The sequence below is a fragment of the Rhodosalinus sp. 5P4 genome (assembly GCF_041365695.1).
Classification (GTDB): Bacteria; Pseudomonadota; Alphaproteobacteria; order Rhodobacterales; family Rhodobacteraceae; genus Rhodosalinus.
The window spans coordinates 215120-241962 of sequence record NZ_JBGFSJ010000003.1 but is presented as its reverse complement, the minus strand read 5'-3'; the positions used below and the strand labels follow the sequence as shown (position 1 = coordinate 241962).

27 protein-coding genes are annotated in these 26843 nt (G+C 68.7%); 7 read left to right on the top strand and 20 right to left on the bottom strand.

Going from position 1 to position 26843, the window contains the following annotated elements:
• The first annotated feature begins 5 nt into the window (after positions 1-5).
• Positions 6-629, top strand: coding sequence for a helix-turn-helix domain-containing protein (locus AB6A69_RS06795; RefSeq protein WP_371038387.1), 624 nt, complete (start codon positions 6-8; stop codon positions 627-629).
• Between the two features lie 16 nt (positions 630-645).
• Here AB6A69_RS06795 and AB6A69_RS06790 read toward each other — a convergent pair whose 3' ends face one another.
• Positions 646-765, bottom strand: a complete 120-nt coding sequence (locus AB6A69_RS06790; RefSeq protein WP_371038388.1) for an entericidin EcnA/B family protein — start codon at positions 763-765, stop codon at positions 646-648.
• On the bottom strand, positions 765-2588 hold the full coding sequence (locus AB6A69_RS06785) for an extracellular solute-binding protein (RefSeq protein WP_371060201.1): 1824 nt from the start codon (positions 2586-2588) through the stop codon (positions 765-767). The genes AB6A69_RS06790 and AB6A69_RS06785 overlap by 1 nt, the downstream gene beginning before the upstream one ends.
• A 286-nt stretch (positions 2589-2874) precedes the next feature.
• On the opposite strand from AB6A69_RS06785, the gene AB6A69_RS06780 reads away from it, so the two are divergent.
• Complete coding sequence (locus AB6A69_RS06780) at positions 2875-3648, top strand: 3-hydroxybutyrate dehydrogenase (RefSeq protein ID WP_371060359.1); 774 nt, start codon at positions 2875-2877, stop codon at positions 3646-3648.
• 78 nt (positions 3649-3726) lie between these two features.
• Complete coding sequence (locus tag AB6A69_RS06775) at positions 3727-4773, top strand: patatin-like phospholipase family protein (RefSeq protein ID WP_371060200.1); 1047 nt, start codon at positions 3727-3729, stop codon at positions 4771-4773.
• A gap of 44 nt (positions 4774-4817) precedes the next feature.
• Here AB6A69_RS06775 and AB6A69_RS06770 read toward each other — a convergent pair whose 3' ends face one another.
• The 3 genes from AB6A69_RS06770 to AB6A69_RS06760 form a co-directional block, all read right to left on the bottom strand.
• Positions 4818-5561, bottom strand: coding sequence for a DUF502 domain-containing protein (locus AB6A69_RS06770; protein ID WP_371060199.1), 744 nt, complete (start codon positions 5559-5561; stop codon positions 4818-4820).
• Positions 5562-5648: 87 nt separating this feature from the next.
• On the bottom strand, positions 5649-6560 hold the full coding sequence (locus AB6A69_RS06765) for a pseudouridine-5'-phosphate glycosidase (RefSeq protein ID WP_371060198.1): 912 nt from the start codon (positions 6558-6560) through the stop codon (positions 5649-5651).
• The gene (locus AB6A69_RS06760) at positions 6557-7453 is read right to left on the bottom strand and encodes a PfkB family carbohydrate kinase (protein ID WP_371060197.1); all 897 of its coding nucleotides are present in this window, start codon (positions 7451-7453) and stop codon (positions 6557-6559) included. The genes AB6A69_RS06765 and AB6A69_RS06760 overlap by 4 nt, the downstream gene beginning before the upstream one ends.
• 202 nt (positions 7454-7655) lie before the next feature.
• On the opposite strand from AB6A69_RS06760, the gene rpsB reads away from it, so the two are divergent.
• Positions 7656-8456: a 30S ribosomal protein S2 gene (gene rpsB / locus AB6A69_RS06755; RefSeq protein ID WP_371038395.1), complete on the top strand. Its 801-nt coding sequence runs from the start codon at positions 7656-7658 to the stop codon at positions 8454-8456.
• A 96-nt stretch (positions 8457-8552) separates the two neighbouring features.
• Positions 8553-9428 carry a translation elongation factor Ts gene (gene tsf, locus AB6A69_RS06750; protein ID WP_371060196.1) on the top strand — a complete coding sequence of 292 codons (876 nt, stop codon included), beginning with the start codon at positions 8553-8555 and terminating at the stop codon, positions 9426-9428.
• A gap of 416 nt (positions 9429-9844) precedes the next feature.
• On the opposite strand, the gene AB6A69_RS06745 is transcribed toward tsf, so the two are convergent.
• From AB6A69_RS06745 to AB6A69_RS06680, 14 genes are all read right to left on the bottom strand, one after another.
• Complete coding sequence (locus AB6A69_RS06745; protein WP_371060195.1) at positions 9845-10597, bottom strand: LuxR family transcriptional regulator; 753 nt, start codon at positions 10595-10597, stop codon at positions 9845-9847.
• Positions 10594-11040 carry a type II 3-dehydroquinate dehydratase gene (aroQ, locus tag AB6A69_RS06740; RefSeq protein ID WP_371060194.1) on the bottom strand — a complete coding sequence of 149 codons (447 nt, stop codon included), beginning with the start codon at positions 11038-11040 and terminating at the stop codon, positions 10594-10596. The genes AB6A69_RS06745 and aroQ overlap by 4 nt, the downstream gene beginning before the upstream one ends.
• A 122-nt stretch (positions 11041-11162) precedes the next feature.
• The gene (locus tag AB6A69_RS06735; RefSeq protein ID WP_371060193.1) at positions 11163-12434 is read right to left on the bottom strand and encodes an NAD(P)/FAD-dependent oxidoreductase; all 1272 of its coding nucleotides are present in this window, start codon (positions 12432-12434) and stop codon (positions 11163-11165) included.
• Between the two features lie 148 nt (positions 12435-12582).
• Positions 12583-13272, bottom strand: coding sequence for a phosphate regulon transcriptional regulator PhoB (gene phoB, locus AB6A69_RS06730; protein ID WP_371038400.1), 690 nt, complete (start codon positions 13270-13272; stop codon positions 12583-12585).
• A gap of 4 nt (positions 13273-13276) precedes the next feature.
• Positions 13277-14032, bottom strand: a complete 756-nt coding sequence (phoU, locus tag AB6A69_RS06725; RefSeq protein ID WP_371060358.1) for a phosphate signaling complex protein PhoU — start codon at positions 14030-14032, stop codon at positions 13277-13279.
• A gap of 10 nt (positions 14033-14042) precedes the next feature.
• Positions 14043-14846, bottom strand: a complete 804-nt coding sequence (gene pstB, locus AB6A69_RS06720; protein WP_371055428.1) for a phosphate ABC transporter ATP-binding protein PstB — start codon at positions 14844-14846, stop codon at positions 14043-14045.
• Between the two features lie 14 nt (positions 14847-14860).
• Positions 14861-16168 carry a phosphate ABC transporter permease PstA gene (gene pstA, locus AB6A69_RS06715; protein WP_371060192.1) on the bottom strand — a complete coding sequence of 436 codons (1308 nt, stop codon included), beginning with the start codon at positions 16166-16168 and terminating at the stop codon, positions 14861-14863.
• A gap of 13 nt (positions 16169-16181) precedes the next feature.
• Positions 16182-17558: a phosphate ABC transporter permease subunit PstC gene (gene pstC, locus AB6A69_RS06710; RefSeq protein WP_371060191.1), complete on the bottom strand. Its 1377-nt coding sequence runs from the start codon at positions 17556-17558 to the stop codon at positions 16182-16184.
• A 72-nt stretch (positions 17559-17630) separates the two neighbouring features.
• Positions 17631-18665: a substrate-binding domain-containing protein gene (locus AB6A69_RS06705; protein WP_371060190.1), complete on the bottom strand. Its 1035-nt coding sequence runs from the start codon at positions 18663-18665 to the stop codon at positions 17631-17633.
• 168 nt (positions 18666-18833) lie between these two features.
• Positions 18834-19886, bottom strand: coding sequence for an ATP-binding protein (locus AB6A69_RS06700; RefSeq protein WP_371060189.1), 1053 nt, complete (start codon positions 19884-19886; stop codon positions 18834-18836).
• 91 nt (positions 19887-19977) lie between these two features.
• Positions 19978-21168, bottom strand: coding sequence for a PLP-dependent aspartate aminotransferase family protein (locus AB6A69_RS06695; protein ID WP_371060188.1), 1191 nt, complete (start codon positions 21166-21168; stop codon positions 19978-19980).
• A gap of 71 nt (positions 21169-21239) precedes the next feature.
• Positions 21240-21761 carry a gamma carbonic anhydrase family protein gene (locus AB6A69_RS06690; protein ID WP_371060187.1) on the bottom strand — a complete coding sequence of 174 codons (522 nt, stop codon included), beginning with the start codon at positions 21759-21761 and terminating at the stop codon, positions 21240-21242.
• Positions 21758-22399, bottom strand: a complete 642-nt coding sequence (gmk, locus tag AB6A69_RS06685) for a guanylate kinase (protein ID WP_371038408.1) — start codon at positions 22397-22399, stop codon at positions 21758-21760. The genes AB6A69_RS06690 and gmk overlap by 4 nt, the downstream gene beginning before the upstream one ends.
• Before the next feature lie 5 nt (positions 22400-22404).
• Positions 22405-23295 (bottom strand): YicC/YloC family endoribonuclease, encoded by an 891-nt coding sequence (locus AB6A69_RS06680; RefSeq protein WP_371060186.1) that lies wholly within the window; start codon positions 23293-23295, stop codon positions 22405-22407.
• Positions 23296-23515: 220 nt separating this feature from the next.
• Here AB6A69_RS06680 and AB6A69_RS06675 point away from each other — a divergent pair, with 220 nt between their 5' ends.
• On the top strand, positions 23516-24241 hold the full coding sequence (locus AB6A69_RS06675) for a PAS domain-containing protein (RefSeq protein WP_371060185.1): 726 nt from the start codon (positions 23516-23518) through the stop codon (positions 24239-24241).
• A gap of 31 nt (positions 24242-24272) precedes the next feature.
• Here AB6A69_RS06675 and AB6A69_RS06670 read toward each other — a convergent pair whose 3' ends face one another.
• Entirely contained in the window at positions 24273-25640 is a 1368-nt protein-coding gene (locus AB6A69_RS06670) for a class II 3-deoxy-7-phosphoheptulonate synthase (RefSeq protein WP_371060184.1), read from the bottom strand.
• Between the two features lie 173 nt (positions 25641-25813).
• On the opposite strand from AB6A69_RS06670, the gene AB6A69_RS06665 reads away from it, so the two are divergent.
• Complete coding sequence (locus tag AB6A69_RS06665; protein ID WP_371038412.1) at positions 25814-26818, top strand: GlxA family transcriptional regulator; 1005 nt, start codon at positions 25814-25816, stop codon at positions 26816-26818.
• The last annotated feature ends 25 nt before the right edge of the window (positions 26819-26843 follow it).

Genomic DNA, 26843 nt, shown 5'->3' with positions numbered 1-26843 from the left:
CGCCCATGCCGCCGTCCGACCCCCGCGCGCTGATCCGGATCGCCCGCGAGCGCGGGGCCGAGGACGTGCCCGAACCGCTCGACCTCGGCCGGCGCGTGCGGGAGCTCAGGACCGCGCAGGGATGGACGCTCGAGCAGGCGGCGCGGCAGGCGGGGCTCGCCCGCTCCACCCTCTCGAAGATCGAGAACGGGCAGATGTCGCCCACCTACGACGCGCTCAAGAAGCTGGCCACCGGGCTCCGGATTTCCGTGCCGCAGCTCTTCACGCCGCCGCGGCACGACCAGGTGACGGGACGCATGGCGCTCACGCGGGCGGGCGAGGGGCAGGCGCAGGCCACCACGACCTACGAGCACGAGCTTCTCGCCGAGCCGCTGCGGAACAAGGCGATGCTGCCCTATCGCGCGCGCATCCGAGCGCGCGCGATGGAAGAGTTCGATGGCTGGGTGCGCCACGACGGGGAAGAGTTCCTCTACGTGCTGACCGGCGTCATCCGGCTTTACACCGAGTTCTACGAACCGGTGGAGATGCGCCGCGGCGACAGCGCCTATTACGACGCGGCCATGGGGCACAACGTGGTGTCGACAAGCCCCGAGGACGCGACCATCCTGTGGGTCACGTCGCTTGGTTGAGTGTCGCGTCAGCGGGTCACCGCATCCAGCCCTCGACGGTGCGCGCCGCGCCCGAGATGTCCTGCCCGACTCCGTCGATCGTGCCGCATCCCGCAAGCGCCGCGCAAAGGGCGGCCAGGGCGATCAGTCGTGTCATCACTCCACCTCTTCGTACCACCAGACATCGGGCAGGAAGCCCGCCCAGTCCCCGTAGATCGGCAGCGTTTCGGGGTAATGCAGGTCGCTTGCATGGGCGATCCGGCTCACGTTCCACTGGTAGAGCGGGATCACGTAACGCCCGGCCGTCAGGATCCGGTCGAGCGCGCGGGTCGCCGCGAGGAATTCCTCGCGGCTCCCGGCGTTCAGAAGCCGTTCGATCGTGGCCTCCGCGGCCGGCGAGCGCATTCCCATCCAGTTCCGGGACCCGGGCGTGTCGGCGGCCTCGGACGACCAGTAGAGCCGCTGTTCGGTCCCGGGCGAGAGCGACAGGCCCACGCGGTAGGGCGTCATGTCGAAGTCGAAGCCGGTCGTGCGCTGGGTATACTGCGCGTCGTCCACGGCGACGATGTCCACCGCGATGCCCAGACGCTCGAGCGCGCGGGCGTAGATGTCCATGATCGACTGATGCTCCTGGCCGCCCTGGCGCAGCAGCGCCTCGAAGCGAAAGGGATCTCCGTCCGCGTTGCGGCGGACCCCGTCGCCGCCCACCGTCCATCCCGCCTCGTCGAGCAGCGCCCCGGCGCGGCGCAGCCCCGACCGGTTGCGCGCCGTGCCGTCCGAGACGGGCAGGGCGTATCCCTCGATCGTGCCGGGCGGAAGCGCGTCGGCGAAGGGCGCGAGATAGTCGCGCACGAGCCCCTCGGCCGGGCCCGGGCGCATGGCAAGCTCGGAGTTCGAGAAATAGGAGGTGATCCGGGGCTGGCGCCCGCCGGTCATCGTGTCGTTGATCGCCTCGAAGTTGAAGGCGGTGATCAGCGCCTCGCGCACGCGCCAGTCCGCGAAGATCTCGCGCCGGGTGTTCATCACGAACCCGGTCATGCCCGAGGGGCGTTCGTGCGGGATGACGGATTTCGCCACGTCGCCGCGCCGGACGGCGGGAAAGTCGTATTGCGCCTCCCACGTCTCGGCGTTGAACTCCCGGTGGACGTTCAGAAGCCCCGACTTGAACGCCTCGAAAAGGGCGGTGTCGTCGCCGAAATACTCCAGCCGGATGGTGTCCAGATTGTCGGTGCCGCGGCGGAAGGGCAGGTCGCGGCCCCAGTAGTCGGGATCGCGCGACAGCACGACGTAGCGGCCCGGCTCGAAATCGGTGACCCGATAAGGCGCGGTGCCGAGGGGGATCTCGTCCAGTCGCGCCGCGGCGAAATCGCTGCCGTCCCATTGCGCCTTCTTCAGGATCGGGCGCAGACCGGCGAGCAGGGCGAGTTCCGGGTTGTCGGCGGTGAAGGTGAAGCGCACGGTGCGCGACCCCGTCGCCTCGGCCCGGGCCACCTGGCTCCAGAATCCGTGGTAGCGCGGGTGCCCCTCCGTCCCGAGCGTTTCGTAGGACCAGAGCACATCCTCCACCGTGACGGTGCTTCCATCGGAGAATCGCGCCTCGGGCCGAAGCGTGAATTCCACCCAGCCCCGGTCCGGCCCGACCTCGACCGATTCGGCGAGCAACCCGTAAAGGGAGAATGGCTCGTCCCAGTTTCGCCCCATGAGGGACTCGTAGGCCAGGAAGCGCAGCTGCCAGGGCGCGGTCCCCTTCAGCGTGAACGGATTGAGCGTGTCGAACCCCCCGGTCTCTCCGAACGCGATGCGCCCCCCCTTGGGCGCGTCGGGGTTGGCGTAGGGCAGCGACACAAAATCGGGTGGGAGCGCGGGCTCTCCATACATAGCTATGCCATGGGTCGGCTCGGCCGCGGCCCCACCGATCCCGGCTGCGACCGCGACGACGGCCGCGCAGTACCTCAGCGCCCGGAAAGAATTCGGGTCCATTTCGTGGACAATCCTGCTCTGCCCTTGTTTTCTTGGCGCCAAAGGTAGCCGGGCTTCGATGGGTTTTCAAACTTTTAGCTTGGACGTCGGCGCGAAATTGAATATACAGAGGGCACTGCTCGATAGGTTTCTTGCCTGTATGAAACCTGCCTCAATAACTGAACGCCGGCCTCGTGCCGGCGTTTTTTTTTGTGCTTATCTCATGTCCCGCCCGGCGCCGCCGGCCCTTGTATCCGGGGCGCCGCGTGGCATGCTGCGCGCGCAAAACCACATGGAGGGCATGGGGATGTCGCTGAACGGAAAGACGGCGATCGTGACGGGTTCGACCTCGGGAATCGGCCTCGGCGTCGCGCGGGAACTCGCCCGCGCCGGCGCCTCGTTGATTCTCAACTCCTTCACCGACCGGGAGGAGGATCACGACCTCGCACGCGAGATCGGCGAGGAGTTCGGCGTGACGGCGCGCTACGTCAGCGCCGACATGGCCAAGCCCGACCAGTGCAGGGCGCTGGTCGAGACGGCGGGCGCCTGCGACATCCTGGTGAACAACGCCGGCATCCAGCACGTCGCCGCCATCGAGGAGTTCCCGGTGGAGAAGTGGGACGCGATCATCGCGATCAATCTCAGCTCGACGTTCCACACGACCGCCGCGGCGCTGCCCCTGATGCGCAAGGCCGGCTGGGGGCGCATCATCAATATCGCCAGCGCCCACGGGCTGACGGCCTCGCCCTACAAGGGCGCCTATGTCGCGGCCAAGCACGGGATGGTGGGCTTTACCAAGGTCACCGCACTCGAGACCGCGCGCGAGCCGATCACGGCCAACGCGATCTGCCCCGGCTACGTGCTCACCCCCCTGGTCGAGGACCAGATCCCCGACACCATGAAGGAATACGACATGAGCCGGGAGGAGGTGATCGAGCAGGTGATGCTCGAGCGGCAGCCCTCGAAGGAATTCGCCACCGTGGAAGAGCTGGGCGGCACGGCCGTCTTCCTGTGTTCGGACGCCGCGGCGCAGATCACGGGCACCACGATCAGCGTGGACGGGGGCTGGACGGCGCTCTGAAACGGTCCATCTGGCCGGAGACCGAGGACGACGAGGACAGAGGCGGGACGGGCAATGCGCCACGCCCGCCGGCGGGGCATGGCAGGCGATATCAAACGGATCAACCTCGCGCTTCAGGGCGGCGGCGCGCATGGCGCCTTCACCTGGGGTGTGCTCGATCGGCTTCTGGAGGAACCGGATATCGAGATCGCCGGCATTTCGGGCACCTCGGCGGGCGCGCTCAACGGGGCCGCGCTGAAATCCGGGCTGCTGGAGGGCGGGCGCGAGGGCGCAAAGGACATGCTTGCCTGGCTCTGGGGCCGGCTCAGCGCGGTCAGCGACTTCCGCATGCCGGCCTGGATGCAGGGCTTCCTGCCGGATGCCGGGGTCTCCGCCCGGCTCATGGCGAACTCGATGCCCTTCTCGGCGCTCGAAAGCTGGTCGCGCGTGATCTCTCCCTACGCGTTGGGGCCCTTCTACGCCAACCCGTTGCGGTCGATCGTGGAGAAATTCGACTACGAGGAGGTCTGCGCCCAAAGCGGCCCGCAGCTGTGCGTCTGCGCGACGAATGTGCGGACGGGCAAGGTGCGGGTCTTCACCGGCGACGGGATCTCGACCGAGTCGATCCTCGCCTCGGCCTGCCTGCCGACGCTCTTTCAGGCGGTCGAGGTCGTCGACCCGGAAACGGGAGAGCCAGAACATTTCTGGGATGGCGGCTATACCGGCAACCCGGCGCTCTTCCCGCTCTTCGACCCGGCCCTGCCGGACGACGTCGTCGTCATCAACATAAACCCGCTCAACCGCGACACGATCCCGCGCTCGGCGCAGGAGATCCAGAACCGGATCAACGAGATCAGCTTCAACTCCTCGCTTCTGAGGGAACTGCGCGCCATCGCCTTCGTACAGCGCCTCATCGAGGAGGGGCGGATGCCCGAGGGCCGCATGAAGCGGGTGCTCGTGCACATGATCGCCGACGACGCGCTGATGAACCGGCTCTCGGTGGCGACGAAGATGGTGCCGCTGCCCTCGGTCATCGCAGAGCTGAAGGCGGCGGGCCGCATCGCGGCCGACGATTTCCTGGCCCGTCACAAGGACGACCTGAACCGCCGCCAGACGGTCGAGCTCGAGAAGATGTACGGCAGCTGAGGCGCGCGCGGGACGGCCCCCTCAGCCCGGGGCCCGGGCCGGCGTCACTCCGCGGCGCGGGGCGCAGGCTCCGGCGCGGGACGCGCCGGGCGCGTGGGATCCTTGGCGTTGGGGTAGACGAGGCCGGCCGAGATCACGAGCTTCGCGGCATCCTCGATCGACATGTCGAGCTCGATGACGTCTTCCTTCGGGAAGAACAGGAGAAACCCGGAGGTGGGGTTCGGCGTCGTCGGGACGAACACCGACAGAAGGTCGCCGCCCGTCTCGGCCTTCTGCGCCACCTCGCCCTTGGTGGAGGTCGAGATGAAGCCGATCGCCCAGATCCCCCGGCGCGGATACTGCACCAGGCAGGCGGTCTCGAAGCTGCGTTCGGACTGGGCGAAGATCGTCTCTGCGATCTGCTTGACGCCGGAATAGATCGAACGGACCACCGGCATCCGATGCACGAGATGTTCGGCCCAGCGGATCAGCGCGCGCCCGATCACGCCCTTGGCGATCCAGCCCACGAAGACCGTGAAAAGCAGGAACACGACCACGCCGATGCCGCGGACGTTTATGTTGGTCTCCGGGCCGAAGATACGCTTGAAGAACTCTTCGGGCTGGTAGGCGTCGGGCACGAAGGGCAGCACGAAGCTGTCGACCCAGCCGATCGCGGTCCAGATCAGCCAGACAGTCAGCCCGATCGGCGCGATCACCACGATGCCCGTGAGGAAACTGGCCCGCAAGCTGGCGAAGAAGCCCGGCTTGCGCGGCTTTGGCTGAAGCTCTTCTTCGAACGGCGTCTTCATCGCTGTGACCCGGCTGCGCGCATGCAACGCGAAGCTAGGCACTTTCGCCGTTGCGGACAATGCCGGGCGGGGCAGTGGGGAACCATTTCAGGCCATCCCGGTCAATTCCCGGGCGATCCGGGCGCCCAGGCGTGCGTTGTTCAGCACGAGCGCGGCGTTGGCTTCGAGCGTGCGCCCGTCGGTCAGCTCGAGCAGGCGGGCGAGCAGGGCAGGGGTCACCGCCTTGCCGGTCACCCCGCGCGCCGCGATCTCGGCGGCCGCCCGGGCGATGAGGGGCGCGATCTCCTCGGCGGGGATTTCCGCCTCATCCGGCACCGGGTTGGCCACGAGCTGCCCGCCGGCGAGGCCGAGCGCGGCGCGGGTCCGATGCGCGCGGGCGATCGCGGCGGGATCGTCCATGCGCAGCGGCGCGGAGAGGCCCGACCGGCGCGACCAGAAGGCCGGAAACTCGTCCTGGCCCACGGCGATCACCGGCACGCCCAGGGTTTCGAGCACCTCCAGCGTGGTCGGCAGATCAAGGATCGCCTTCGCGCCGGCGGCCACGACGGTCACCGGGGTTTGCGCCAGTTCCTGCAGGTCGGCGGAAATGTCGAGGCTGCTCTCCCACCCCCGGTGGACGCCGCCGATGCCCCCCGTGGCGAAGACGGCGATGCCCGCCCGGGCCGCGGCGATCATGGTGGCCGCGACCGTCGTCGCGCCGGTGCCGCCGGTGGCCATGCAGGCCGCAAGATCGGCGCGCGAGAGCTTGGCCACCCCATCCGTCCGGGCGAGCCGGGCAAGCTCTGCGTCCGACAGCCCGACCCTGAGCCGGCCGTCCAGCACGGCGACGGTTGCGGGCACCGCGCCTTCCGCGCGCACCGTCGCCTCGACCTCGCGCGCGAGGGAAAGGTTGCGCGGACGCGGCAGCCCATGGGTCACGATCGTGCTTTCAAGCGCGACGACCGGGCGGCGGGCGTCCAGCGCCGCGACCACCTCGGGGGCGATGTCGGGATGTCTCACAGCGGTGTCTCCCCGGCAACGTGAAGGGCGGCCGCCCCGAGCGCGCGGTCCAGCGCCGCCGCGTCGTCCGCGCCCGCGCGCTCGGCCGCGATGTGCGCGGCCATGAAGGCGTCCCCCGCCCCGGTGACGCGGGTGACCATCACCGCGGGCGGGGATGCGACGACGACCGCCTCCGCCGACGCGGCGCAGGCGGGCCGCGCCCCGTCGGTCACGACAACGCGCCGCGCGCCGCGCGCGACCAGCCGCAGCGCGGCCTCTTCGGCCGATGCGAAGGCGCGTCCGTCCAGGATCTCCGCCTCGCTGCGGTTGAGGTAAAGCGCCGCGCCGCCATGGGACAGGAAGGGCAGGAGGCGCTCGGCCTTGCCGGGCGAGGCGGGCGCCACGCGAAGATCGGCCGTGGCGAAGGCGGGATCGGTGGCGATGCGTTCCAGAAGCGCCTGCGTCAGGTTGCCGTCGAGCGCCACCATGCCGGACCAGGGCGCCTCTGCCCGCCCGAGCGGCCCGGCGAGAAGCGGGCGCAGGATCTTGTCGCCCGCGGCCTCGAGCGAGTGCGCATCCGCGATGGCCGCAACGAGGCCGTTCGCGCCCTCGATCGCCATGTAGCGATCGGTGGGCAGATCGTCGGAGCGGTAGACATGCTGCGTCTCGAGGCCGAGCGCCGCGCATTCGGCGATCAGCGCATCGCCGTCCGGATCCCGGCCCACCGCGCTCAGCAGCGCCGGGCGCAGCCCCAGCCGGGCCAGCGTCGCCGCGATGTTGAGCGCCACGCCGCCCGGCACCCGGGCGATCCGCCCCGGAAGGTCGGACCCCGGCGCCATGTGGCTTGCCGTGCGGCCGATCACGTCCCAGAGGACGGAGCCGATGCAAAGGATGTCGGGACGCGCGGCGCTCATGGCCGGTCTATTGGCCCATGGCGCATTCCCGCGCAAGCACGCGGTGGCCCCTTGCGCGACGCGCCGCGAGGGGGTATGTGCGCGGCGTCAAATCCCGCAGGCAGGGGCCGGGCGGGCAGGGGAGACATCCCTGCGCGTCCACCGGTTGGGGCAGATGCCCTGAATTGCCGCTGCCCAGGACAAACCGGAAAGGAATGAAGACATGGCTCTTCCCGAGTTCTCCATGCGTCAGTTGCTCGAGTCTGGCGTGCATTTCGGCCACCAGACCCAGCGCTGGAACCCGCGCATGGCGCCGTTCATCTACGGGGCCCGCAACGGCATCCACATCGTCGACCTGACGCAGACGGTCCCGATGCTCGACGCGGCGCTCAACGCGATCCGCGAGACGGTGGCCAAGAACGGCCGCGTGCTTTTCGTGGGCACCAAGCGCCAGGCGCAGCGCCCGATCGCCGAAGCGGCCGAGAAATGCGCCCAGTATTACATGAACCACCGCTGGCTCGGCGGCACGCTGACCAACTGGCAGACCGTCAGCCGGTCGATCCAGCGCCTGAAATCCATCGACGAGCAGGCCGAGGGTGGCTTCGAGGGCCTGACCAAGAAAGAGCGCCTCGGCATGGAGCGCGAGCAGCAGAAGCTCAACGACTCGCTCGGCGGCATCCGCGAGATGGGCGGCGTGCCCGACATGCTTTTCGTCATCGACGTGAAGAAGGAAGCGCTCGCCGTGGCCGAGGCCAACAAGCTCGGCATCCCGGTCGTCGCGGTCGTGGACACCAACTGCTCGCCCGACGGCGTGGATTACATCATCCCGGGCAACGACGACGCCGCCCGCGCCATCTCGCTCTACTGCGACCTGGTGAGCCGCGCGGCGCTCGACGGGATGTCGGCCCAGCTTGGCGCCGCGGGCGTCGACGTGGGCGCGCTCGCCGAGGCGCCGGCGGAAGAGGCGCTGGCCGAGGCCGGCGAGGACAGCGCGCCGGCAGGCCAGCAGCCAGCGGAAAGCTGAGGCGCGCGCCGCCCGCCCGCAGGGCACAGTGTCGCAAGACTGATACAGGGCGCGGGTATCGCGCCCTGAACCGGATATGAGCAAGGAGAAGCCGACATGGCAATCACCGCTTCCCAGGTGAAAGAACTGCGCGAGATGACCGGCGCAGGCATGATGGACGCCAAGAAGGCGCTGACCGAGACGGGCGGCGACATGGAGCAGGCGATCGACTGGCTGCGCACCAAGGGTCTTGCCAAGGCCGCGAAGAAGTCGGGCCGCACCGCCGCCGAAGGGCTCGTGGCCGTCAAGGTCGCCGATGGCAAGGGCGTCGCGGTGGAGGTGAACTCCGAAACCGACTTCGTCGCGAAGAACGCCGAATTCCAGGACTTCGTCGGCAAGGTGGCCGAGGCCGCGCTCGACGCGCCGGATATCGACGCGCTGGCGTCGGCCGACCTTGGCGGCAAGACCGTGGCCGAGACGCTCACGGACAAGATCGCCACCATCGGCGAGAACATGACCCTGCGCCGGATGGCCAAGGTCGAGGGCCCGGTGGTCGTGTCCTATGTCCACAACGCCGCCACCGACGGCATGGGCAAGATCGGCGTGCTCGTGGCTCTTTCCGGCGGTGACGAGGCTTTCGGCCGCCAGGTCGCGATGCACATCGCCGCCGCGTCGCCCCAGGCGCTCAACGCCGACGAGCTCGACCCGGCGCTGGTGGAGCGCGAGCGCACCGTGCTGAGCGAGCAGGCCCGCGAATCCGGCAAGCCCGAGCAGGTCATCGAAAAGATGATCGAGGGGCGCATGAAGAAGTTCCTCGGCGAGGTGACGCTTCTCGGCCAGGCCTTCGTCATCGATCCCGACAAGACCGTCGAAGAGGCCGCGACGGATGCCGGCGCGGACATCCTCGGCTACCTCCGCCTCGAAGTGGGCGAGGGGATCGAGAAGAAGGAAGAGGATTTCGCCGCCGAGGTCGCGAAGGCCGCGCAGGGCTGAACGCAACCGTCCATCGGATCGAGCGTCTTCAGGGTGGGTGCGGGCAGCCGCGCCTACCTTTTTCGATGCCTCGAAAGGAACCGCGATTCCACAGATATCGAAAGGAAGCGGCGCCGCCATCCGGCACCGCTTCCCGGCGCTGCCCCCGAAATCGGGGATGAAGCGAGGACAGCTCCCACAGGCCGTGCCCGGGCCTGTCGCGCGCCCGGTGCATCGGTAGCCGATCCCCCGGCCTTCGGAGGGCGCGCCATCCCCGGAAAACGGGTGGTGGCGCGCCTCCGTCGGTGTGATCCTACCGGATCCAACTCGTCCCGAACGCCCTCACAGTGCGCCATCGGGGCGCCGCAGCATAGTCGGGAAAACCTGACCTTGCGTCGGCCGCACCGGAAAATCGCAGGGAATCAGAATCTTGCCGCTCAGGCTTCCAGCACGAACATCTGGTTCTGGAACGCGGCCTTGAGGACGGCCTGCGCGGTCGTCTCGACATCGAGCGCCTCGCGAGCCAGACGCAGGTGCTTTTCCACGGTCGCGGGCGTCAGGCCGAGGATCTGCGCGATGTCCTGGATGGTCTTGCCGTCGCCCACCCATTCGAGGACTTCCCGCTGGCGCCGGGTCAGGCTGCGGCCGGGCGCCGTGCGGGGCAGGGTGAGGATCTTCAGATGCGCGACGTTGTTCATCACCAGGATGTCGTCGCCGTGCTCGTCCCAGATCGCATCGACCTCGGACTGCGTCATGCCGGACCGGGCCGTCAGCGCGATCGCGCCCTTGGACCGCTGCGTGATGGCCTTGAAGCTGATCGAATATCCCGCCGTGACGCCCATGGACCGGTTGAACTCGAGAACGCGGCGTTCCTGCGGGCTCAGGGCCGAGCGATCGATCATCTCGGCGAGGATCGACCAGCTGCACGCGCCTTCGTTCTCCAGCGCCCAGCGAACCATGGGCGCGTGGAAATAGAGGCCTTCTCCGACGAAGACATCCGTATAGGCGCGGGCGTGGTTGGTGAGAAGGATGAAGTCGGCCGGATCGCCAAGCGATGCGCCCGAGCGGTAATAGGTGAAACCGTAAAGCAGCCGGTCGAAGCCGTATTCGGCCATCTTGCTGCTGTGCAGTTCCCAGAGATCCTCGACGCTGGGGCTGTTCAGGATCCTGGTGAGATGCTCGCGGATCATCCGGTCGCTCCCTCGATATGCGCCGCCAGCGCGTCGAGGGCGAGCAGATAGCCCAGCGGGCCGAACCCGGCGATCTGGCCGATCGCGACCGGCGCGATGTGCGAGCGGTGCCGGAAGCGTTCGCGCGCGTGGATGTTGGACAGATGGACCTCGACCGTGGGCAGGGCCACGGAGGCGATCGCGTCGCGCAGCGCGATAGAGGTGTGGGTATAGGCGCCGGCGTTCAGGACAATGCCGGCGCAATCGGACCGCGCGTCATGTATCGCGTCCACCAGCGCGCCTTCGTGGTTGGATTGGCGCGCGGTGAGATCGAAGCCCAGACCGGCCGCGCGCTCCGCACAGCGTGCCTCGATCTGCGGCAGGGTATCGGCGCCGTAGATCTCGGGTTGGCGCGTGCCCAGCAGGTTGAGGTTCGGCCCGTTCAGAAGAAGAATTCTGCTCATCGAATGCAACTATCCATCATCCGTCAGCCAAAGAGAACCAGAAAACCTTGGCGATCACATGGCTTTGTTCGGGTTTCTATATTTAACATAATATATATTATGCGCCTTATGCTGATACGCCGTCAGGCGCCCCCCAGGCGCTGCCAGGCATGCACGAGGCGCGCCCCCGTCTCGTAATAGAGGCTTCGCGTCAGGGTCGCGCTTTCGCCGTAGCGCGCCACCGGCGAGATCGGCAGCACGCTTTCGTCCCCGTCGAGCAGCGCCCGCGCCGCGGCCTGCCCGAAAAGCGTGCCCGGCGCGATGCCGCGCCCGGAATAACCGAAGACGGCGAGCGCGCCCCGGGCGGGACGCAGGATGCGCGGGACGTGATCCTCGGTCACCGCGATCCAGCCCGACCAGGCGTGATCGAACGCTGCGCCCGACAGCGCGGGGAAAAGCCGGGCGAGCTTCGCGCGGGCCCAGCCGTGGTGCAGCGCCCTGCCCCCACGCTCCGGCAGCCCCATCGCGCCGAGGATCAGCCGCCCCGAGGCGTCGCGGCGGAACGAGGTCATCACGAGGCCGGTATCCCAGCATCCTTCGCCGCCGGGCAAGAGCGCGGCGCCCTCTGCCGCGCCCAGTGGCGCGGTGGCGAGCTGGAAGTAGCTGAGTCGCGCGGTCCGCGGCACCGCCATGCCGGGAAATGGCACATGGTAGGCATTGGTGGCCACCAGTAGCCGCGGGGCGACCGCCTTGCCCGCCGCCGTCCCGACATGCCAGGAACCGTTTTCCTTATTCAAGGAAATGACTTGCGCGTTTTCGTGAATGTGCGCGCCACGGTCTCGCGCCGCGCGTGCAAGGCCCCTGGCATAGGCCAGCGGCTGCACCGTCCCGGCGCGCGGGTCGTGCAGCGCCCCCGCCAGCCCGGACGCGCCGGTGCGCGCGGCCGTTTCCTCGGCCCCGATCAGGCGCACCGGCGCGCCCACGGCGTGCAGCTGTCCCGCGCGGCGCCGCAGCTCGGCCAGCCCGGCTGGCGCGTGGGCGCAATGCAGCGTTCCGGCGCGGACGGGCTCGCAGGCGATCCCGTGGCATTCCGCCAGGCCGAAAACGAGCTCCGGCGCCCCGGCGAGCGCCGCGTTGAGCCTTGCGCCGGCCTCCGCCCCGAGCGTGTCCATCACGTCCTGCGGCGGCAGCCAGAGGCCCGCGTTCACCAGCCCGACATTGCGGCCCGACCCGCCGTGACCGATGCGCTCTGCCTCGAGCAGCACGACACGCGCGCCCTGCCCCGCAGCCCACAACGCGGCCGCCGCGCCGGTGAAGCCGCCGCCAATGATCGCGAGATCGGCCTCGACCTCCGACCGAAGGGGCGGCGCGTCGAGCGCCGGCTCGCCCGCGGTCTCTTCCCAGAGATTGCCCAAGGGTCCTCCCGTCCGGATGCGTGGCGCGGCGAGTGAACCCGATGATCCCCGGGCGCTCAACCCCCTTCGGCGTGATCGCGGAGGTCCGCGACGCGTCGGGAAAGCCCGGCAAGCCGTTCCGGCGCGGGGAAAAATCGCGCTTGCCGGATTAGCCGAGCGCGTATCCCGCGCCGCGCACCGTGCGCAGCGGATCCGGCCCGCCATGCTGGCAGAGCGCCTTGCGCAGCCGCCCGATATGCACGTCGACCGTTCGGGTGTCGACGTAGATGTCCCGACCCCAGACCCGGTCGAGAAGCTGTTCGCGCGTCCAGACGCGGCCCGGCTTTTCCATGAAGGTCGTGAGCAGGCGGAATTCGGTCGGGCCCAGCTTCAGGGGCTTGTCGTCGCGGAAGACCTTGTGCGTCTCGGAATCGAGGAGGATGTCCTCGAAGACCAGTTGCTGGCCCACCGTGGCCGGGCGCGTGCGCCGCAGCTGCGCGCGCACGCGCGCCATGAGTTCGATCACCGAATAGGGCTTGATGACATAGTCGTCCGCGCCGGTTTCCAGCCCGCGCACGCGGTCCACCTCCTCGGAGCGGGCCGACAGCATGATGACCGGCACGGCGCGCGTCTCGGGACGCGATTTCAGGCGGCGGCAGACCTCGATGCCGGAGACGTTGGGCAGCATCCAGTCCAGCACGATGATGTCGGGCGACTGCTCCTCGACGACGAGAAGCGCCTCCTCGCCATTCGCGGCGCGGGCGACGCGGAAGCCCTCGGCCTCCAGGTTGTAGGACAGAACCTCGCGCTGTGCGGGTTCGTCCTCGACCACCAGCACCATCGGTTGATCGGCGTGCATGGGCTCAATCCCCGGCCTCGTCGTCGTCGGCGTCGTCTCCGGGCGTGGGCGAGAATTTCGGATCGACCGAGGTGCGGTCGGCCTTGGGCCGGAGCTCTTCGGGCATCTCGCCCGTCACCAGGAAAACCACCTGCTCGGCGATTCCGGTGACGTGATCGCCCATGCGCTCGATGTTCTTGGCGATGAAATGCAGGTGCATGCAGGCGGTGATGTTGCGCGGGTCCTCCATCATGAAGGTCAGGAACTCGCGGAAAAGCGCGTTGTACATCTGATCGACGTCGCGGTCCCGGGCGATCACGTCCTCGGCGAGCGCGGCATCGCGCTGGATGTAGGCGTCGAGCGCGTCCTTGAGCATCAGTTCCACCTCGCGCGCCATGCGGCGCAGCGCCGAGGCGGCGCCGTCGATGCTGTGCATCTGCAGGAGCACGGTGGTGCGCTTGGCCATGTTTTTCGACAGATCGCCGATCCGCTCGAGGTTGCCGGCGATCTTCATCACCGACAGGATGACGCGCAGATCCACCGCGGTGGGGGCGCGCAACGCGATCAGGCGCGCAGACTCGTCGTTTATCTGTTCCTCGAGCGCGTCGATGGCGACGTCGCCTTCGCGCACCTCGTCGGCCATTTCCTCGTCCCGCGCTTCCAGCGCGTTGGCGGCGCGCATGATGGCGGCCTCGACAAGGCCGCCCATCTTCATGATCCGCGCCTGGATCGTCTCGAGATCGCGGTCAAAGACCGACGCGATGTGGGGACCTTCCAGCATGCTCATGGGGTTATCCGATCCGTCCGGTGATGTAGCTTTCGGTCCGGGGATCCTCGGGATTGGTGAAGATCTTGCCCGTCTCGCCATATTCAACGAGATTGCCCAGATGGAAGAAGGCCGTCTTCTGGCTCACGCGGGCGGCCTGCTGCATCGAGTGCGTCACGATCACCACCGAGTAGTCCCGGCGCAGCTCCTCGATGAGTTCCTCGACCTGACCCGTGGCGATGGGATCGAGGGCCGAACAGGGCTCGTCCATCAGCAGCACTTCGGGCTCTGTCGCCACGGCGCGCGCGATGCACAGGCGCTGCTGCTGGCCGCCCGAGAGACCGGTGCCCGGCGCGTCGAGCCGGTCCTTGGCCTCGTCCCATAGCGCGGCGCGGCGCAGCGACCGCTCGACGATCTCGTCGAGATCGGCCTTGGTGGTCGCAAGGCCGTGGATCTTGGGCCCGTAGGCCACGTTGTCGTAGATCGACTTCGGGAACGGGTTGGGCTTCTGGAACACCATGCCGACGCGGGCGCGCAACTGCACCGGGTCGATATCGGGATCGTAGATATCCTCTCCGTCGAGCCGGATGTCCCCTTCCACGCGCGCCACGTCGATGGTGTCGTTCATCCGGTTCAGGCAGCGCAGGAAGGTGGACTTGCCGCAGCCCGAGGGGCCGATGAAGGCGGTCACCGTCTTGTCCTCGATGTCCACGTCCACGTCCTTGATGGCATGGGTGGAGCCATAGAAGACCTGGACGTCGCGGGCCGCGATCTTGATCTCGTGGGTTTCCTGCACGTCGGAATGTCTCGGTGTGGGTGCGTCGTACATGGCCATGGGTCCTGTCACCACTTCCGCTCGAACTTGTTGCGGAGATAAATTGCGATCGCATTCATGAAAATGAGAAATGTCAGCAGCACGAGGATCGCCGCCGAGGTGCGGCTGACGAAGCCCCGCTCCGGGCTGTCGGCCCAGATGAAGATCTGCGTGGGCAGCGCGGTGGCGCTGTCGAAGGGCGATGTGGGCGCCGAGGTGATGAAGGCGTTCATCCCGATCAGCAGAAGCGGCGCCGTCTCGCCCAGGGCCTGCGCCAGCCCGATGATCGTGCCCGTCAGGATGCCCGGCATGGCAAGCGGCAGGACGTGCTGGAAGACGACCTGGTGCTTCGAGGCGCCCACGCCGAGCGCCGCCTCGCGGATCGACGGCGGCACCGCCTTCAGTGCCGCACGGGTCGCGATGATGATCGTCGGCAGCGTCATCAGCGCCAGCGTCAGCCCGCCCACGAAGGGGGCCGAGCGCGGCAGGCCGAACCAGTTGATGAAGACGGCGAGCGCGAGCAGGCCGAACACCACCGAGGGCACCGCGGCGAGGTTGTTGATGTTGACCTCGATGAAGTCGCTGACGCGGTTCTTCGGCGCGAATTCCTCCAGATAGATCGCCGCGCCGATGCCCAGCGGGAAGGAAATCAGGAAACAGGTGAGCAGCGCCCAGAAGGAACCGACCAGCGCGCCCTTCAGCCCCGCGAGTTCGGGGAAGCGCGAGTCGGCATTGGTGATCAGCCGGGTATTGAGGGGTTTCGACACCATCCCCAGCTCGTCCAGCCGGTCGAACCGCTCGATCGCGGCGTCGTCGAGCCGCCGGTTCGCCTCGGGCGTGTCGCGCTTCACCAGGCCCTTGGCGAGCTGGTCGTAGGGGTCCGAAACCGGCACGTTCAACGTGATCGTCTCTCCGATCAGCGACGGGTCGGCCACAATCCTGTCCCGCAGGGTGAACTGTGCCCCGTTCGACAGGATCGACGAGACCTCGCGGGCCGCCACGCGGTCCGACATGTCCACGTCGGGGAAATACTGCCCCATGGAGTCGCTCAGCACGTCCCGGAACCCCCCGCGGGGCAGGTTTTCCTCGCTGATCTCGTCTGGGTCCACATAGACCTCGAGCTCGACATGCGTCTGGGTGAACGCCTGGTAGCCCGTGCTGACGAGAGAGCCGATCAGGATCACCAGCATCAGCATCGCGAAGGAGATCGCGGCGATACCGAGCCCCTGCAGGATGAGCTGCTTGCGGTTGCGCCGCGAGAGGCTCTTGCGCACCGCATCCGTGGTGGCGTTGATCGGGCGCGGGCCGGCGCCGCTGTCAGGCGTTGTGTCGGTCATGGGTGCGCGGGCCTCAGTCGTAGATTTCACGATACTTGCGGACGATCCGCAAGGCGAGGACGTTGATCAGCAGCGTCGCGACGAAGAGCACCATGCCCAGCGCGAAGGCCGCCAGCGTCTTGGGGTTGTCGAAGGCCGTGTCGCCGATCAGCAGCGTGACGATCTGCACCGTCACCGCGGTCACGCTGTCGAGCGGGTTGATCGTCATCTTCGCGATCAGGCCGGCGGCCATCACCACGATCATCGTCTCGCCGATGGCGCGGCTGACGGCCAGAAGCACACCGCCCACGATGCCGGGGATCGCGGCGGGAAAGAGCACGTTCAGCATCGTCTCCGCACGCGTCGCCCCCAGAGCGAGCGAGCCGTCACGCAGGCTTTGCGGCACCGCCGAAAGCGCGTCGTCGGCGAAGGACGAGATGAACGGGATCAGCATGATGCCCATCACGCTGCCCGCCGCCAACGCGGTGTTGGGCGAAACGTCGAGGCCGAGGTTCTGCCCGAACGTGCGCAGCGCGGGGGCCACGACGAGGATGGCGAAGAACCCGTAGACCACCGTGGGCACGCCCGCCAGGATCTCGAGCACCGGCTTTACCGTGCGGCGCACCCGATGCGGCGCGAATTCGTTGAGGTAGATGCCCGTCAGCAGGCCGACGGGGACCGCGACCGTCAACGCCACGGTCGCGATCACGATCGTGCCGAGGAAGACCGGGATCGCGCCGAAGGCGCCCTCGGCCGCGATCTGGTCTTCGCGGATCGGGATCTGCGGCTCCCAGTTGATCCCGAACAGGAAATCGGTGAAGGGGACCATCGAGAAGAACTTGGCCGTTTCGAACGCCAGCGCGGCGACGATGCCCACGGTGGTGAAGATCGCCACCGTCGAACAGAAGATCATCAGCCCCGAGGTGATGCGCTCCACCCGCTGCCGGGCGCGGAAGCCGGGCGACACGCTGCGGCGGGCGTAGATCATCAACGCGATCGATCCCGTGGCGACGACGATCACGAGCAGCCAGTCGCTGAGCGCGTGAAGGCGCAAGAGCCTGTCGGCGGCGGCGAGTTTCCAGTCCTCCGGCGTGCCGAACACGTTATCTCGGCTGATCGACTTGATCTCGGCGAGAATGAGCTGGATCGCGCCAGTCCCCAGATCGTCGAGCGTGCCCTCCGGCAAACCGGACATCACCAGGCTGTCGATGACCGGCCCCTCGAGCGCGAGCCAGAAAAGCAGCACGACCAGCACCGGAACCACGATCAGCAGGGCGGAAAACAGGCCGTGGAAGTTTTCCAGCGAATGCAGGCGCGTGCCGCCCGCGCGGATCGCGCGCGCCGCCTGCCGGTTGAGCAGATACCCGACGATGGTCGCCGCGAGGAGGATGACAAAGGCCGCGAGGGTCATGGCGAGACTTTCGTCTTGAGACGGAATGACCCGCCCGGGCCTTTGCCCGGGCGGGTCGTGGAGAAGCCGGAATTATTCCGGCGCTTCCATGGACTTGCCGTTCAGAACGGCGTCCTGAACCTCGGCACGGCGCGCATCGCCGAGAGCGACCATGCCACGCTCGGTCAGGTAGCCGCCGGGCGCCATGGCGTCTTCGGACATGTACTCTGCGATGAACTCGTTCAGACCCGGGATCACGCCGCGATGCGCGTTCTTGACATAGAAGAACAGCGGGCGCGAGATCGGGTAGGCACCGTCGGCGATGGTGTCCGGGTCGGGGTCGACACCATTGATCGAGACCGGCTTCAGGGTATCCAGGTTCTCGAACAGGAACGAGTAGCCGAAGATGCCCATCGCGTTCTGGTCGGAGTTCAGGCGCTGAACGATCAGGTTGTCGTTCTCGCCGGCTTCGATGAAGGGACCATCGGTACGCATGCGCGCGCAGTTCTCTTCGGCCCAGTCGCCGTCGTGGTTCTGCGCGACGTAGTCCAGCTCGAGGCAGCCTTCGACCATCGCCAGCTCGACGAAGGCGTCACGGGTGCCGGAGGTCGGCGGCGGGCCGAGGACGACGATTTCGATGTCGGGCAGGCGCGAATCGATTTCGGACCAGGTGCTGTAGGGGTTCTCGGCCCACTCGCCGTCAACCGGCACCTCGGCGGCCAGCGCCAGGTAGATCTCGGAAAGCGAAAGATCCCAGTCGTAGTCGTTGGCGTTCGAGATGGCGATCGACAGGCCGTCGGAGCCGATATTGGCCTGCGTGATGTCGGTCACGCCGTTTTCCTGGCAGAGTTCCCATTCGGACATCTTCATCGCGCGCGATGCGCCGGTGATATCCGGATGCTGCTCGCCGATGCCGGCGCAGAAGATCTGCATGCCACCGCCCGTGCCGGTCGATTCGACGATCGGGGACGGAAACTCGGTTGCGTTTGCGAACTGCTCCGACACCGCCTGGGTGTAGGGGAACACGGTGGACGAGCCGACGATGCGGATTTCGTCGCGCGCGGCGGCAGCGGTCGCGGAAACGGCAGCGATCGCCAGGGAAGAGGCGGTCAGTTTCACGAAATTCATGGATAAGCTCCTGATATCGGGTTTCAGGACGCGCATCACGCATCCTTGAGCGCCACCTACGTTCGCCCCGCAATGCTTTTGTGACAGGTAGGTAACGGTTTTATGACACCGTCGATTTGTCGGCGTTCCGCGCGGCCCTGACGTGACGGCAGTGCCGCCGCGCGCGCGTCAGTCGAGCGGCAGGATCACGCCGAAACGGCTTCCCTGCCCCGGCGTGCTTTCGATTCGCAGCCGGCCGCGGTGGCGATTCAGGATGTGTTTCACGATCGCGAGGCCAAGCCCCGTGCCGCCCATCTCGCGCGAGCGGTGATTGTCCACCCGGTAGAATCGCTCGGTCAGGCGCGGCAGGTGAAGCTCGTCGATCCCCGGGCCGGTGTCGGCCACGGTCACCTCGACGCCGGGCACGCGCAGCCTCGGCTCATGCGCGGTGCGGTCGAGGCGCACCGTCACCTCGCAGCCCCGGCCGCCATACTTGATCGCGTTCTCCACAAGGTTCGTGAAGACCTGGCGAAGCTGGTCCTCGTCCCCCGGCACGGTGATGTCCCCGGCCTCCGCCGGAAGATCGGCGTGCAGCGTCACCCCCGCCTCCTCCGCGAGCGGCGCGAGCCCGCGCAGCGTGGAGCGCAGAAGATCCGGCAGCGCGACGCGATCGGCGGGCCGCATCCGCTCGTCCGCCTCCACCCGGCTCAGCGACAGAAGATCGCCCACGAGGCGGTTCATGCGTCCGGCTTCGGCCTCCATGATCTCCAGGAACCGCTCGCGCGCGGCGGCATCATCGCGCGCGGGCCCGCGCAGCGTCTCTATGAAGCCCAGCAGCGCGGTCAGGGGGGTGCGCAGCTCGTGGCTGACATTCGCCACAAAGTCGCGCCGGATCTGGCCCGCCATCTCGAGGTGCGTCACGTCCTCGAAGACCACCAGCAGCCCCGGCGCCTCGCCCGGGCGGAAGAGCGCGGGCGCGAGGCTCACGCGGAACATCACGTCCTGCCCGCGCTCGTTGGCGACGAACTGCGCGATCCGCCGCTTCCGATCGGCAAGGCAGGCCTCGATCGCGTCCAGAAGCTGGGGCTGGCGCAGCGCCGTGGCGAAATGGCGCCCCTCGATCCCGTCGCCCAGCAGGTTGAGCGCGGGGGCGTTGGCGGCGACGATGCGCGCCTCGCGCGCGATCGCCACCGCCGGCATCGGCAGCGCATCGACCATCGAGGAGATCACGGCGTCAGGCATCAGGACAGGACAGTTCCGCGCGGCACACGCGCCCTGGACCGGGCGGGCGAAGCCTTGCCGACGCCCGCCCGAAAGTAAAGCCGGCGCCCCGTCAGGCCGCCGCGCGCCGCGCGGCATCGGCCGCGGCGGCGAGCGCTCCGGTCAGCGCATCCGGCTCCTCGAGCCCGACCGAAAGGCGGAACGTGCCCTCGGAAATCCCGAGCGCGGCGCGCGCTTCCGGGCCGAGCCCCCGATGGGAGGACGAGGCGGGATGCGAAAGCGTGCTGCCCACGTCGCCCAGCGTCGGCGCGAAGGCGATCCCCCCGGCCGCGCGCACGAAGGCGTTCGCGGCGGCGCGCCCGCCCTCGATCTCGAAGGTGACCATGTTGCAAAAGCGCGCGCCGAGGAGCGCCCGCGCGCGCGCCGCGTCCGGATGATCGTCCCGGCCGGGATAGATCACCCGGCGCACGCCCGGCATCGCGGCCAGCGCGTCCGCGACCGCGGCCGCCGTCGCCTCCGCCCGGTCGAAGCGCAGCGGGAAGGTGGCAAGGCCCCGCTCGGCCAGCCAGCAGTCGAAGGGGCTCGCCGTCATGCCCGCCGTGACCGCGAAGGCCTCCATGCGCCGCAGAAGCGCCGCGTCGCGCGCGCCCACCCAGCCGAGCGTGGCGTCGGAGTGGCCCGACAGCAGTTTGGTCACCGACTGGATCACGATGTCGGCGCCGTGCTCGGCGGGCCGGATCGCGCGCGGCGTGGTGAAGGTGTTGTCCACCGCCAGCAGGATGCCGCGCGCCCTCGCGAGCCGCGCGATGCCCTCGAGGTCCGCCACGCGCAGCGTCGGGTTCGAGACCACCTCGATCAGGATCATCCGCGTCTCGGGCCTCAGCGCGGCCTCGACCGCCGCCGCGTCGCCCGCGTCGACGAAGCCCGTCGCGATCCCCAGCCGGGGCAGGTCCTCGGACAAGAGCCGAAGCGAGCGGCCGTAAAGCTGGTCGCCCCCCAGGATGTGGTCGCCGGCCCGGAGAAGGCCCAGAAGCGCGGCGCTCACCGCCGCCATGCCCGAGCCCACGGTGACGCCCGCGCCCACCCCTTCCATCGCCGCGATCCGCCGCGCCAGCGCTGCCGCGTTCGGGTGTCCCTCGCGGGCATAGGCGAACCCTTCGCGCCGCCCTTCGTACTGGGCGTCCAGCGCGTCGGGGTCCTCCGTTTCGTAGACGACGGAGGGCATGATGGGGGCGCCCACCGGGGCGCTTTCCCCGCCCGCGAGCGGCTCGGGGCGGATCAGGGTCGGTTTGGGATCGCGCATGGCATCTGTCTCCTGTCGGCGCGGGGCGCCGTCTGTCTCGGATCGGGCAGCCCCCCGCCCCCGGCGGTCCGTCAGATCCGGGTGAGCCGCTCGCGGTAGCGGCGCATGTTCTCCTGGTAGTGGAGGGCCGAGGCTCGCAGGCCGGCGATGGCCTGATCGTCGAGCGCGCGCACCACCTTGCCGGGCGCGCCCATCACCAGGCTGCCGTCGGGGATCTCCTTGCCCTCGGTCACCAGCGCGCCCGCGCCGATCAGGCAGTCGCGGCCGATGCGCGCGCCGTTCAGCACGATCGCGCCCATCCCGATCAGCGTGTCCTCCCCGATCGTGCAGCCATGCAGCATCACCTTGTGGCCGATCGTGCAGCCCGCCCCGATGGTGAGCGGATAGCCCATGTCGGTATGGCAGACGCAGTTCTCCTGCACGTTCGAGCCGGCGCCGACGGTGATCGGTTCGTTGTCGCCCCGCAGCGTGCACCCGAACCAGACGGAGGCGGCATCCTCCACGATGACCTTGCCGATCAGGTTGGCGTCGGGCGCGACCCATGCATCGGCGGCGATCTGCGGCGCGTGGCCGTCGAGAGAGTAGAGTGTCATCGGCGCTCCTCGAATTCCGACTGCAAGCGGCGCACATGATCCGTGAGCCCGGGCTGCTGCGTGCGGCGCAGCCGTGTCGCGGTCACGATGGTGCGCAGCTTTTCCTCGGTCGCGTCAAGATCGTCGTTGACCAGCACGAAGTCGTAGCCGTCCCAGTGACTGATCTCGTCCCAGCTTTTCTGCATCCGCCCCGCGATGGTGTCGTGGGAATCCTTGCCGCGGCTTTCGAGCCGCCGGCGCAGCTCGGCGATGGAGGGCGGCAGCAGGAAGATGGACAGCGTGTGCTGGCCGAGCCCCGAGTTGCGGATCTGCTGCGCGCCCTGCCAGTCGATGTCGAAGAGCACGTCCTTGCCTTCCGCGATCGCGGCCTCCACGGGGGCGCGCGGAGAGCCGTAGAAGTTCCCGAAGACATGCGCGTGCTCCAGCATCCCGCCCTCGGCGACATCGGACTTGAAGTCGCGCTCGGACAGGAAGTGATAGTCCTGCCCGTCGACCTCTCCCTCGCGGGGCGGGCGCGTGGTTGCCGAGACGGAGAAGATGATCGACGGATCCCAGGCGCGCAGGCGCCGGGCGAGGGTGGACTTGCCCGCACCCGAGGGCGAGGAGAGGATGATCAGCAGGCCGCGCCGGTCGTCCATGTCGTTCACTCCACGTTCTGGACCTGCTCGCGCATCCGGTCGATCACCGCCTTCAGTTCGAGCCCGATGCGGGTGAGGTCAGGGTGACCCGACTTGGAGCAGACGGTGTTCGCCTCACGGTTGAATTCCTGCGTCAGGAAATCCAGCCGCCGGCCGGCGGGCGCGTCTTCGTCCAGAAGGGCGCGCGCCGCGGCCACATGGGCGCGCAGGCGGTCGAGTTCCTCGGTGATGTCCGCCTTGACCGCGAGGAGCGCGAGCTCCTGCGCGACGCGCCCCTCGTCTACATCCACCGCTTCCGCGACGCGGGCGAGCGCGTCCTTCAGGCCGCGCGCCGCGTCCTCGCGCCGGGCTTCTGCCGCGCCCGCGGCGGCCTCCGTCAGCCGCGCGATCTCGTCGATCTCCCGGCGCAACACCGTCTCGAGCTCCCGCCCCTCGGCCGCGCGCATCGCCAGGAAGGCGTCCAGCACCGCCTCGAAATCGGCCAGCAGTGTCTGGCGCAGCCCGGGCCCGGCGCTTTCCGGCGCGGGCTCGGCCATCACGCCGCGCAGGGCGAGGACCTGGGCGGCGTTCGCGGGTGCGAGATCGACGCCCGTCTCCCGCGCCCGCGCCTCCACCTCGGCCAGCGCGGCGAGCGCCGCGTCGAGGCGCGCCGCGTCGAGCGCGGGGGCCGCCGCCCGGCCCGGCGCAGGCGCGATCCGAAGCGCGAGCGTCACGCTGCCCCGGGCCATGGCGGCCGAAAGACGGGCGCGCAGCGCGGGCTCCAGCCCCTCGATCCAGTCGGGCACGCGCAGGCGCAGGTCGAGCCCGCGCGCGTTCACGCCGCGAAGCTCCCAGGTCCAATCCTGGCCCTCGCCCGCGCCCCGCCCCGTGGCGAAGCCTGTCATGGAGCGTATCATCCACCCCTCCTGCCCGTCCTGCGCCGCAGCTACGGCAATTCGGTGCCCGGGAGCAACCCCGTCCGGACGGCGGCGACGGGTGCCGCGCGCAGGGGTTAACCAATCGAGTCAAATTTGCAGGGAATTTTCGTCGAAACATGGCATGTTAAGGTTCTGGAAACCTTTATGACCACAAGCTTACCGGAACGCTGGCGGCGCTCCGGACGACCGTGGAGGAGCCATGCCGGGCGACGACTGCAGGACGGGCGACGTGATCTCGATGGAGCGTTTTCTCGCGGCAAGACGGTTTCGGGCGGGCGGGATCGTCGAAAGCTACTGGCAGGCCCTGCGCGGGCCCCGTGTGATGCCCGCCCGGGCCGAGATCGACCCGCGCGGCATCGAGGACGCCCTCGATTACGCCTTCATCGGAGAACGCATCGCACCGGGCCATGTCCGGCTTCGCGTGGCCGGCAGCCATCTGAGCGACCTCATGGGCATGGAGGTGCGCGGCATGCCGCTGTCGAGCTTCCTCTCGGCCGCTGCCCGGCCCGCCCTCGTCGACGTCCTCGCGCGTGTGCTGGACACGCCGGCCATGGCAACCGTCACGCTGGTGTCCGCCGCCGGGTTCGGGCGGCCCCGGCTCGACGCGCAGCTCAGGCTGCTGCCCCTCGAAAGCGACCTCGGAGAGCCGAGCCGCGTGCTCGGCAGCCTGGAGGCCGATGGCGGGATCGGCCGCGCGCCCCGGCGCTTCGACATCGCCGACACCGTGCTGGAGCCGCTTCTGGGGGGAACGCCCCTGCCCCGCGAGGGCGATCCCGCGCCCGCCGCGCCGGACGCGTGGACCGAAGCCGCCCCGCCGGATACGGACGGTCACGGCCTGTCGGAAGACGCGGGCGCCTACACCCCGCCGCCGCGACGCCACGGCGCACCGCATCTGCGGCTCGTCAAGACAGAGCGCGAGGACTGAGAGCGGGCCGGCGCGGGCACCCAAGGCCGCGTCAGACCGCGCGCACGCGCTCCGGGTCGCGCAGGCGGGTCAACTCCTCGGAGACGAGGAAGGCCAGTTCGAGCGACTGGCTCGCGTTCAGCCGCGGATCGCAGGCGGTGTGATAGCGCGAGGACAGATCGCTTTCCGTCACTGCGCGCACGCCGCCCGTGCACTCCGTCACGTCCTGGCCCGTCATCTCGAAATGCACCCCGCCGGGGACGGTGCCTTCGGCCGCGTGCACGCCGAAGAACTCCCGCACTTCGCGCAGCACCGCGTCGAAGGGGCGCGTCTTGTAGCCCGAGGCCGACTTGATGGTGTTGCCGTGCATCGGGTCGCAAACCCAGAGCACCTTGGCGCCCTCTTCCTCCACCGTCCGGACGAGACGCGGCAGGTGCTCGCCCACCTTGCCCGCGCCGAAGCGCGCGATAAGCGTCAGCTTGCCGGGTTCGTTCTCGGGGTTCAGCGTCCACAGGAGCCGCTTCAGATCGTCGTCGGTCATCGTCGGGCCGCACTTGAGCCCGACCGGGTTCAGCACGCCGCGCGCGAACTCGACATGCGCGCCGTCGGGCTGGCGGGTGCGGTCGCCGATCCAGATCATGTGGCCGGAGCCGGCAAGCCAGTTGCCGGAGGTCGAATCCTGGCGGCAGAGCGCCTCCTCGTATTCCAGCAGCAGCGCCTCGTGGCTGGTGTAGAAATCCACCGTGTGCAGCGTGTGCGCCTGGTCGCTGCTCACCCCCGCGGCGCTCATGAAATCGAGCGCGTCGGAAATCCTGGCGGCCATATCGCGGTATTTCGCGGACTTCTCCGACTCCGTGAAGCCAAGGGTCCACTGGTGCACCTGGTGCACGTCCGCGTAGCCGCCGGTCGAGAAGGCGCGCAACAGGTTCAGCGTGGCCGCGGCCTGCGTGTAGGCCTGAAGCATCTTCTGCGGATCGGGCACCCGCGCCTCGGGCGTGAAGGCAAGCTCGTTGACGATGTCGCCGCGGTAGGAGGGCAGCTCCACCCCGTCCTGCACCTCGACCGGCGCGGAGCGCGGCTTGGCGAACTGGCCGGCCATCCGGCCCACCTTCACCACCGGCACACGGGCGGCGTAGGTCAGCACCACGGCCATCTGCAGCATCACCTTGAAGGTGTCGCGGATGAGATCGGCGCTGAACTGCTCGAAGCTCTCGGCGCAGTCGCCGCCCTGAAGCAGGAATGCCTCGCCGCGGGCCGCGGCGCCGAGCTGGGCCTTCAGGCGCCGCGCCTCTCCGGCGAAGACGAGCGGCGGATATTTCGCGAGCTGCGCCTCCACCGCGGCCAGCGCCTCGGGATCGGTGTAGTCGGGCATCTGCACCCGGGGCTTCTCGCGCCAGCCGGATTTCCGCCAGTCCGCCATGGTCTCTCTCCACGTCGCTTGCATCGCAGTTGGGGATACTTACATGCCCGGTGACACCAAGGCCAGTGACGAAATCCGGCGGGCCTCTCTTGACGCTCGCTCGCGAAACCGGCCAATTGGACCGACGAACGCGACAGTCGCTGTCGCGCCAGCCAACCAGCCGAAGCGCCATCATGCAGACGTCCCGCCAGATAGTTGCGATTGAAACCGTTCCCGCGAAACCGCGGCGGTTCGTCTTCGTCCCGCTCGAGAATTTCTCGCTGCACTGTTTTTCCTCGGCGGTGGACTGCCTGCGCATCGCCAACCGCATGGCCAACCGAACGCTCTACAGCTGGAAGGTGATCGGCGAGGGTGGAGAGGCGGTGACCTGCTCGGCCGGCATCAGCTTCCGGCTCGAGGGCGATCTGGAGGAACTCTCGCGCGACGACACCGTGATGATCTGCGGCGGCCTCGACGTGCGCGACGCGACGACACGGCGGCTGCTCAACTGGTTGCGCCGGGAGGCGCGCAAGGGCCTGCCCGTAGGCGGGCTCTGCACGGCGAGCTACACGCTCGCCACGGCGGGGCTTCTCGATGGCAAGCGCGCCACGATCCACTGGGAGAACCAGGACAGCTTCGCCGAGGAGTTCGACGAGGTCGCGCTCACGAAGTCGATCTTCGTGATCGACGGCAACCGCATGACCACGGCGGGCGGCACCGCGTCCATCGACCTGATGCTCAAGCTCATCGCCAACGATCACGGCGAGGAACTGGCCAACGCGGTCGCGGATCAGCTGATCTACTCCTCGATCCGCACCGATCAGGACACGCCGCGCCTGTCGATCCCCACCAGGATCGGCGTGCGCCACCCCAAGCTCAGCCAGGTCATCCAGATGATGGAGGCCAATATCGAGGAGCCGATCAGCCCCGCGCTCCTCGCGCGCGAGGTCGGCATGTCGACCCGGCAGCTCGAGCGGCTGTTCCGGCGCTACCTCAATCGCTCGCCCAAGCGCTACTACATGGAACTGCGCCTCCAGAAGGCGCGCAACCTGCTGATGCAGACCGACATGAGCGTGATCAACGTGGCGCTGGCCTGCGGTTTCGCCTCGCCCTCGCATTTCTCGAAATGCTACCGGGCGCATTACGACACCACGCCCTACCGCGAGCGCGGCACCCACGCGGCGCGCCTGTCGATCTGAAACCGTTGAGGCGCGTGCCCGGCAC

Coding starts and splice junctions, on each gene's coding strand:
- aroQ (WP_371060194.1), bottom strand. CDS start 11,040: ATGAGCAGAATTCTTCTTCTGAACGGGCCGAACCTCAACCTGCTGGGC.
- AB6A69_RS06745 (WP_371060195.1), bottom strand. CDS start 10,597: ATGATCCGCGAGCATCTCACCAGGATCCTGAACAGCCCCAGCGTCGAG.
- AB6A69_RS06675 (WP_371060185.1), top strand. CDS start 23,516: ATGCCGGGCGACGACTGCAGGACGGGCGACGTGATCTCGATGGAGCGT.
- pstC (WP_371060191.1), bottom strand. CDS start 17,558: ATGACCCTCGCGGCCTTTGTCATCCTCCTCGCGGCGACCATCGTCGGG.
- AB6A69_RS06665 (WP_371038412.1), top strand. CDS start 25,814: ATGCAGACGTCCCGCCAGATAGTTGCGATTGAAACCGTTCCCGCGAAA.
- AB6A69_RS06785 (WP_371060201.1), bottom strand. CDS start 2,588: ATGGACCCGAATTCTTTCCGGGCGCTGAGGTACTGCGCGGCCGTCGTC.
- AB6A69_RS06770 (WP_371060199.1), bottom strand. CDS start 5,561: ATGAAGACGCCGTTCGAAGAAGAGCTTCAGCCAAAGCCGCGCAAGCCG.
- phoU (WP_371060358.1), bottom strand. CDS start 14,032: ATGCTGGAAGGTCCCCACATCGCGTCGGTCTTTGACCGCGATCTCGAG.
- AB6A69_RS06775 (WP_371060200.1), top strand. CDS start 3,727: ATGGCAGGCGATATCAAACGGATCAACCTCGCGCTTCAGGGCGGCGGC.
- AB6A69_RS06680 (WP_371060186.1), bottom strand. CDS start 23,295: ATGATACGCTCCATGACAGGCTTCGCCACGGGGCGGGGCGCGGGCGAG.
- AB6A69_RS06795 (WP_371038387.1), top strand. CDS start 6: ATGCCGCCGTCCGACCCCCGCGCGCTGATCCGGATCGCCCGCGAGCGC.
- AB6A69_RS06695 (WP_371060188.1), bottom strand. CDS start 21,168: ATGCGCGATCCCAAACCGACCCTGATCCGCCCCGAGCCGCTCGCGGGC.
- AB6A69_RS06790 (WP_371038388.1), bottom strand. CDS start 765: ATGACACGACTGATCGCCCTGGCCGCCCTTTGCGCGGCGCTTGCGGGA.
- AB6A69_RS06690 (WP_371060187.1), bottom strand. CDS start 21,761: ATGACACTCTACTCTCTCGACGGCCACGCGCCGCAGATCGCCGCCGAT.
- AB6A69_RS06700 (WP_371060189.1), bottom strand. CDS start 19,886: ATGCCTGACGCCGTGATCTCCTCGATGGTCGATGCGCTGCCGATGCCG.
- AB6A69_RS06705 (WP_371060190.1), bottom strand. CDS start 18,665: ATGAATTTCGTGAAACTGACCGCCTCTTCCCTGGCGATCGCTGCCGTT.
- gmk (WP_371038408.1), bottom strand. CDS start 22,399: ATGGACGACCGGCGCGGCCTGCTGATCATCCTCTCCTCGCCCTCGGGT.
- AB6A69_RS06760 (WP_371060197.1), bottom strand. CDS start 7,453: ATGAGCGCCGCGCGTCCCGACATCCTTTGCATCGGCTCCGTCCTCTGG.
- rpsB (WP_371038395.1), top strand. CDS start 7,656: ATGGCTCTTCCCGAGTTCTCCATGCGTCAGTTGCTCGAGTCTGGCGTG.
- AB6A69_RS06780 (WP_371060359.1), top strand. CDS start 2,875: ATGTCGCTGAACGGAAAGACGGCGATCGTGACGGGTTCGACCTCGGGA.
- pstB (WP_371055428.1), bottom strand. CDS start 14,846: ATGTACGACGCACCCACACCGAGACATTCCGACGTGCAGGAAACCCAC.
- AB6A69_RS06670 (WP_371060184.1), bottom strand. CDS start 25,640: ATGGCGGACTGGCGGAAATCCGGCTGGCGCGAGAAGCCCCGGGTGCAG.
- tsf (WP_371060196.1), top strand. CDS start 8,553: ATGGCAATCACCGCTTCCCAGGTGAAAGAACTGCGCGAGATGACCGGC.
- pstA (WP_371060192.1), bottom strand. CDS start 16,168: ATGACCGACACAACGCCTGACAGCGGCGCCGGCCCGCGCCCGATCAAC.
- phoB (WP_371038400.1), bottom strand. CDS start 13,272: ATGCACGCCGATCAACCGATGGTGCTGGTGGTCGAGGACGAACCCGCA.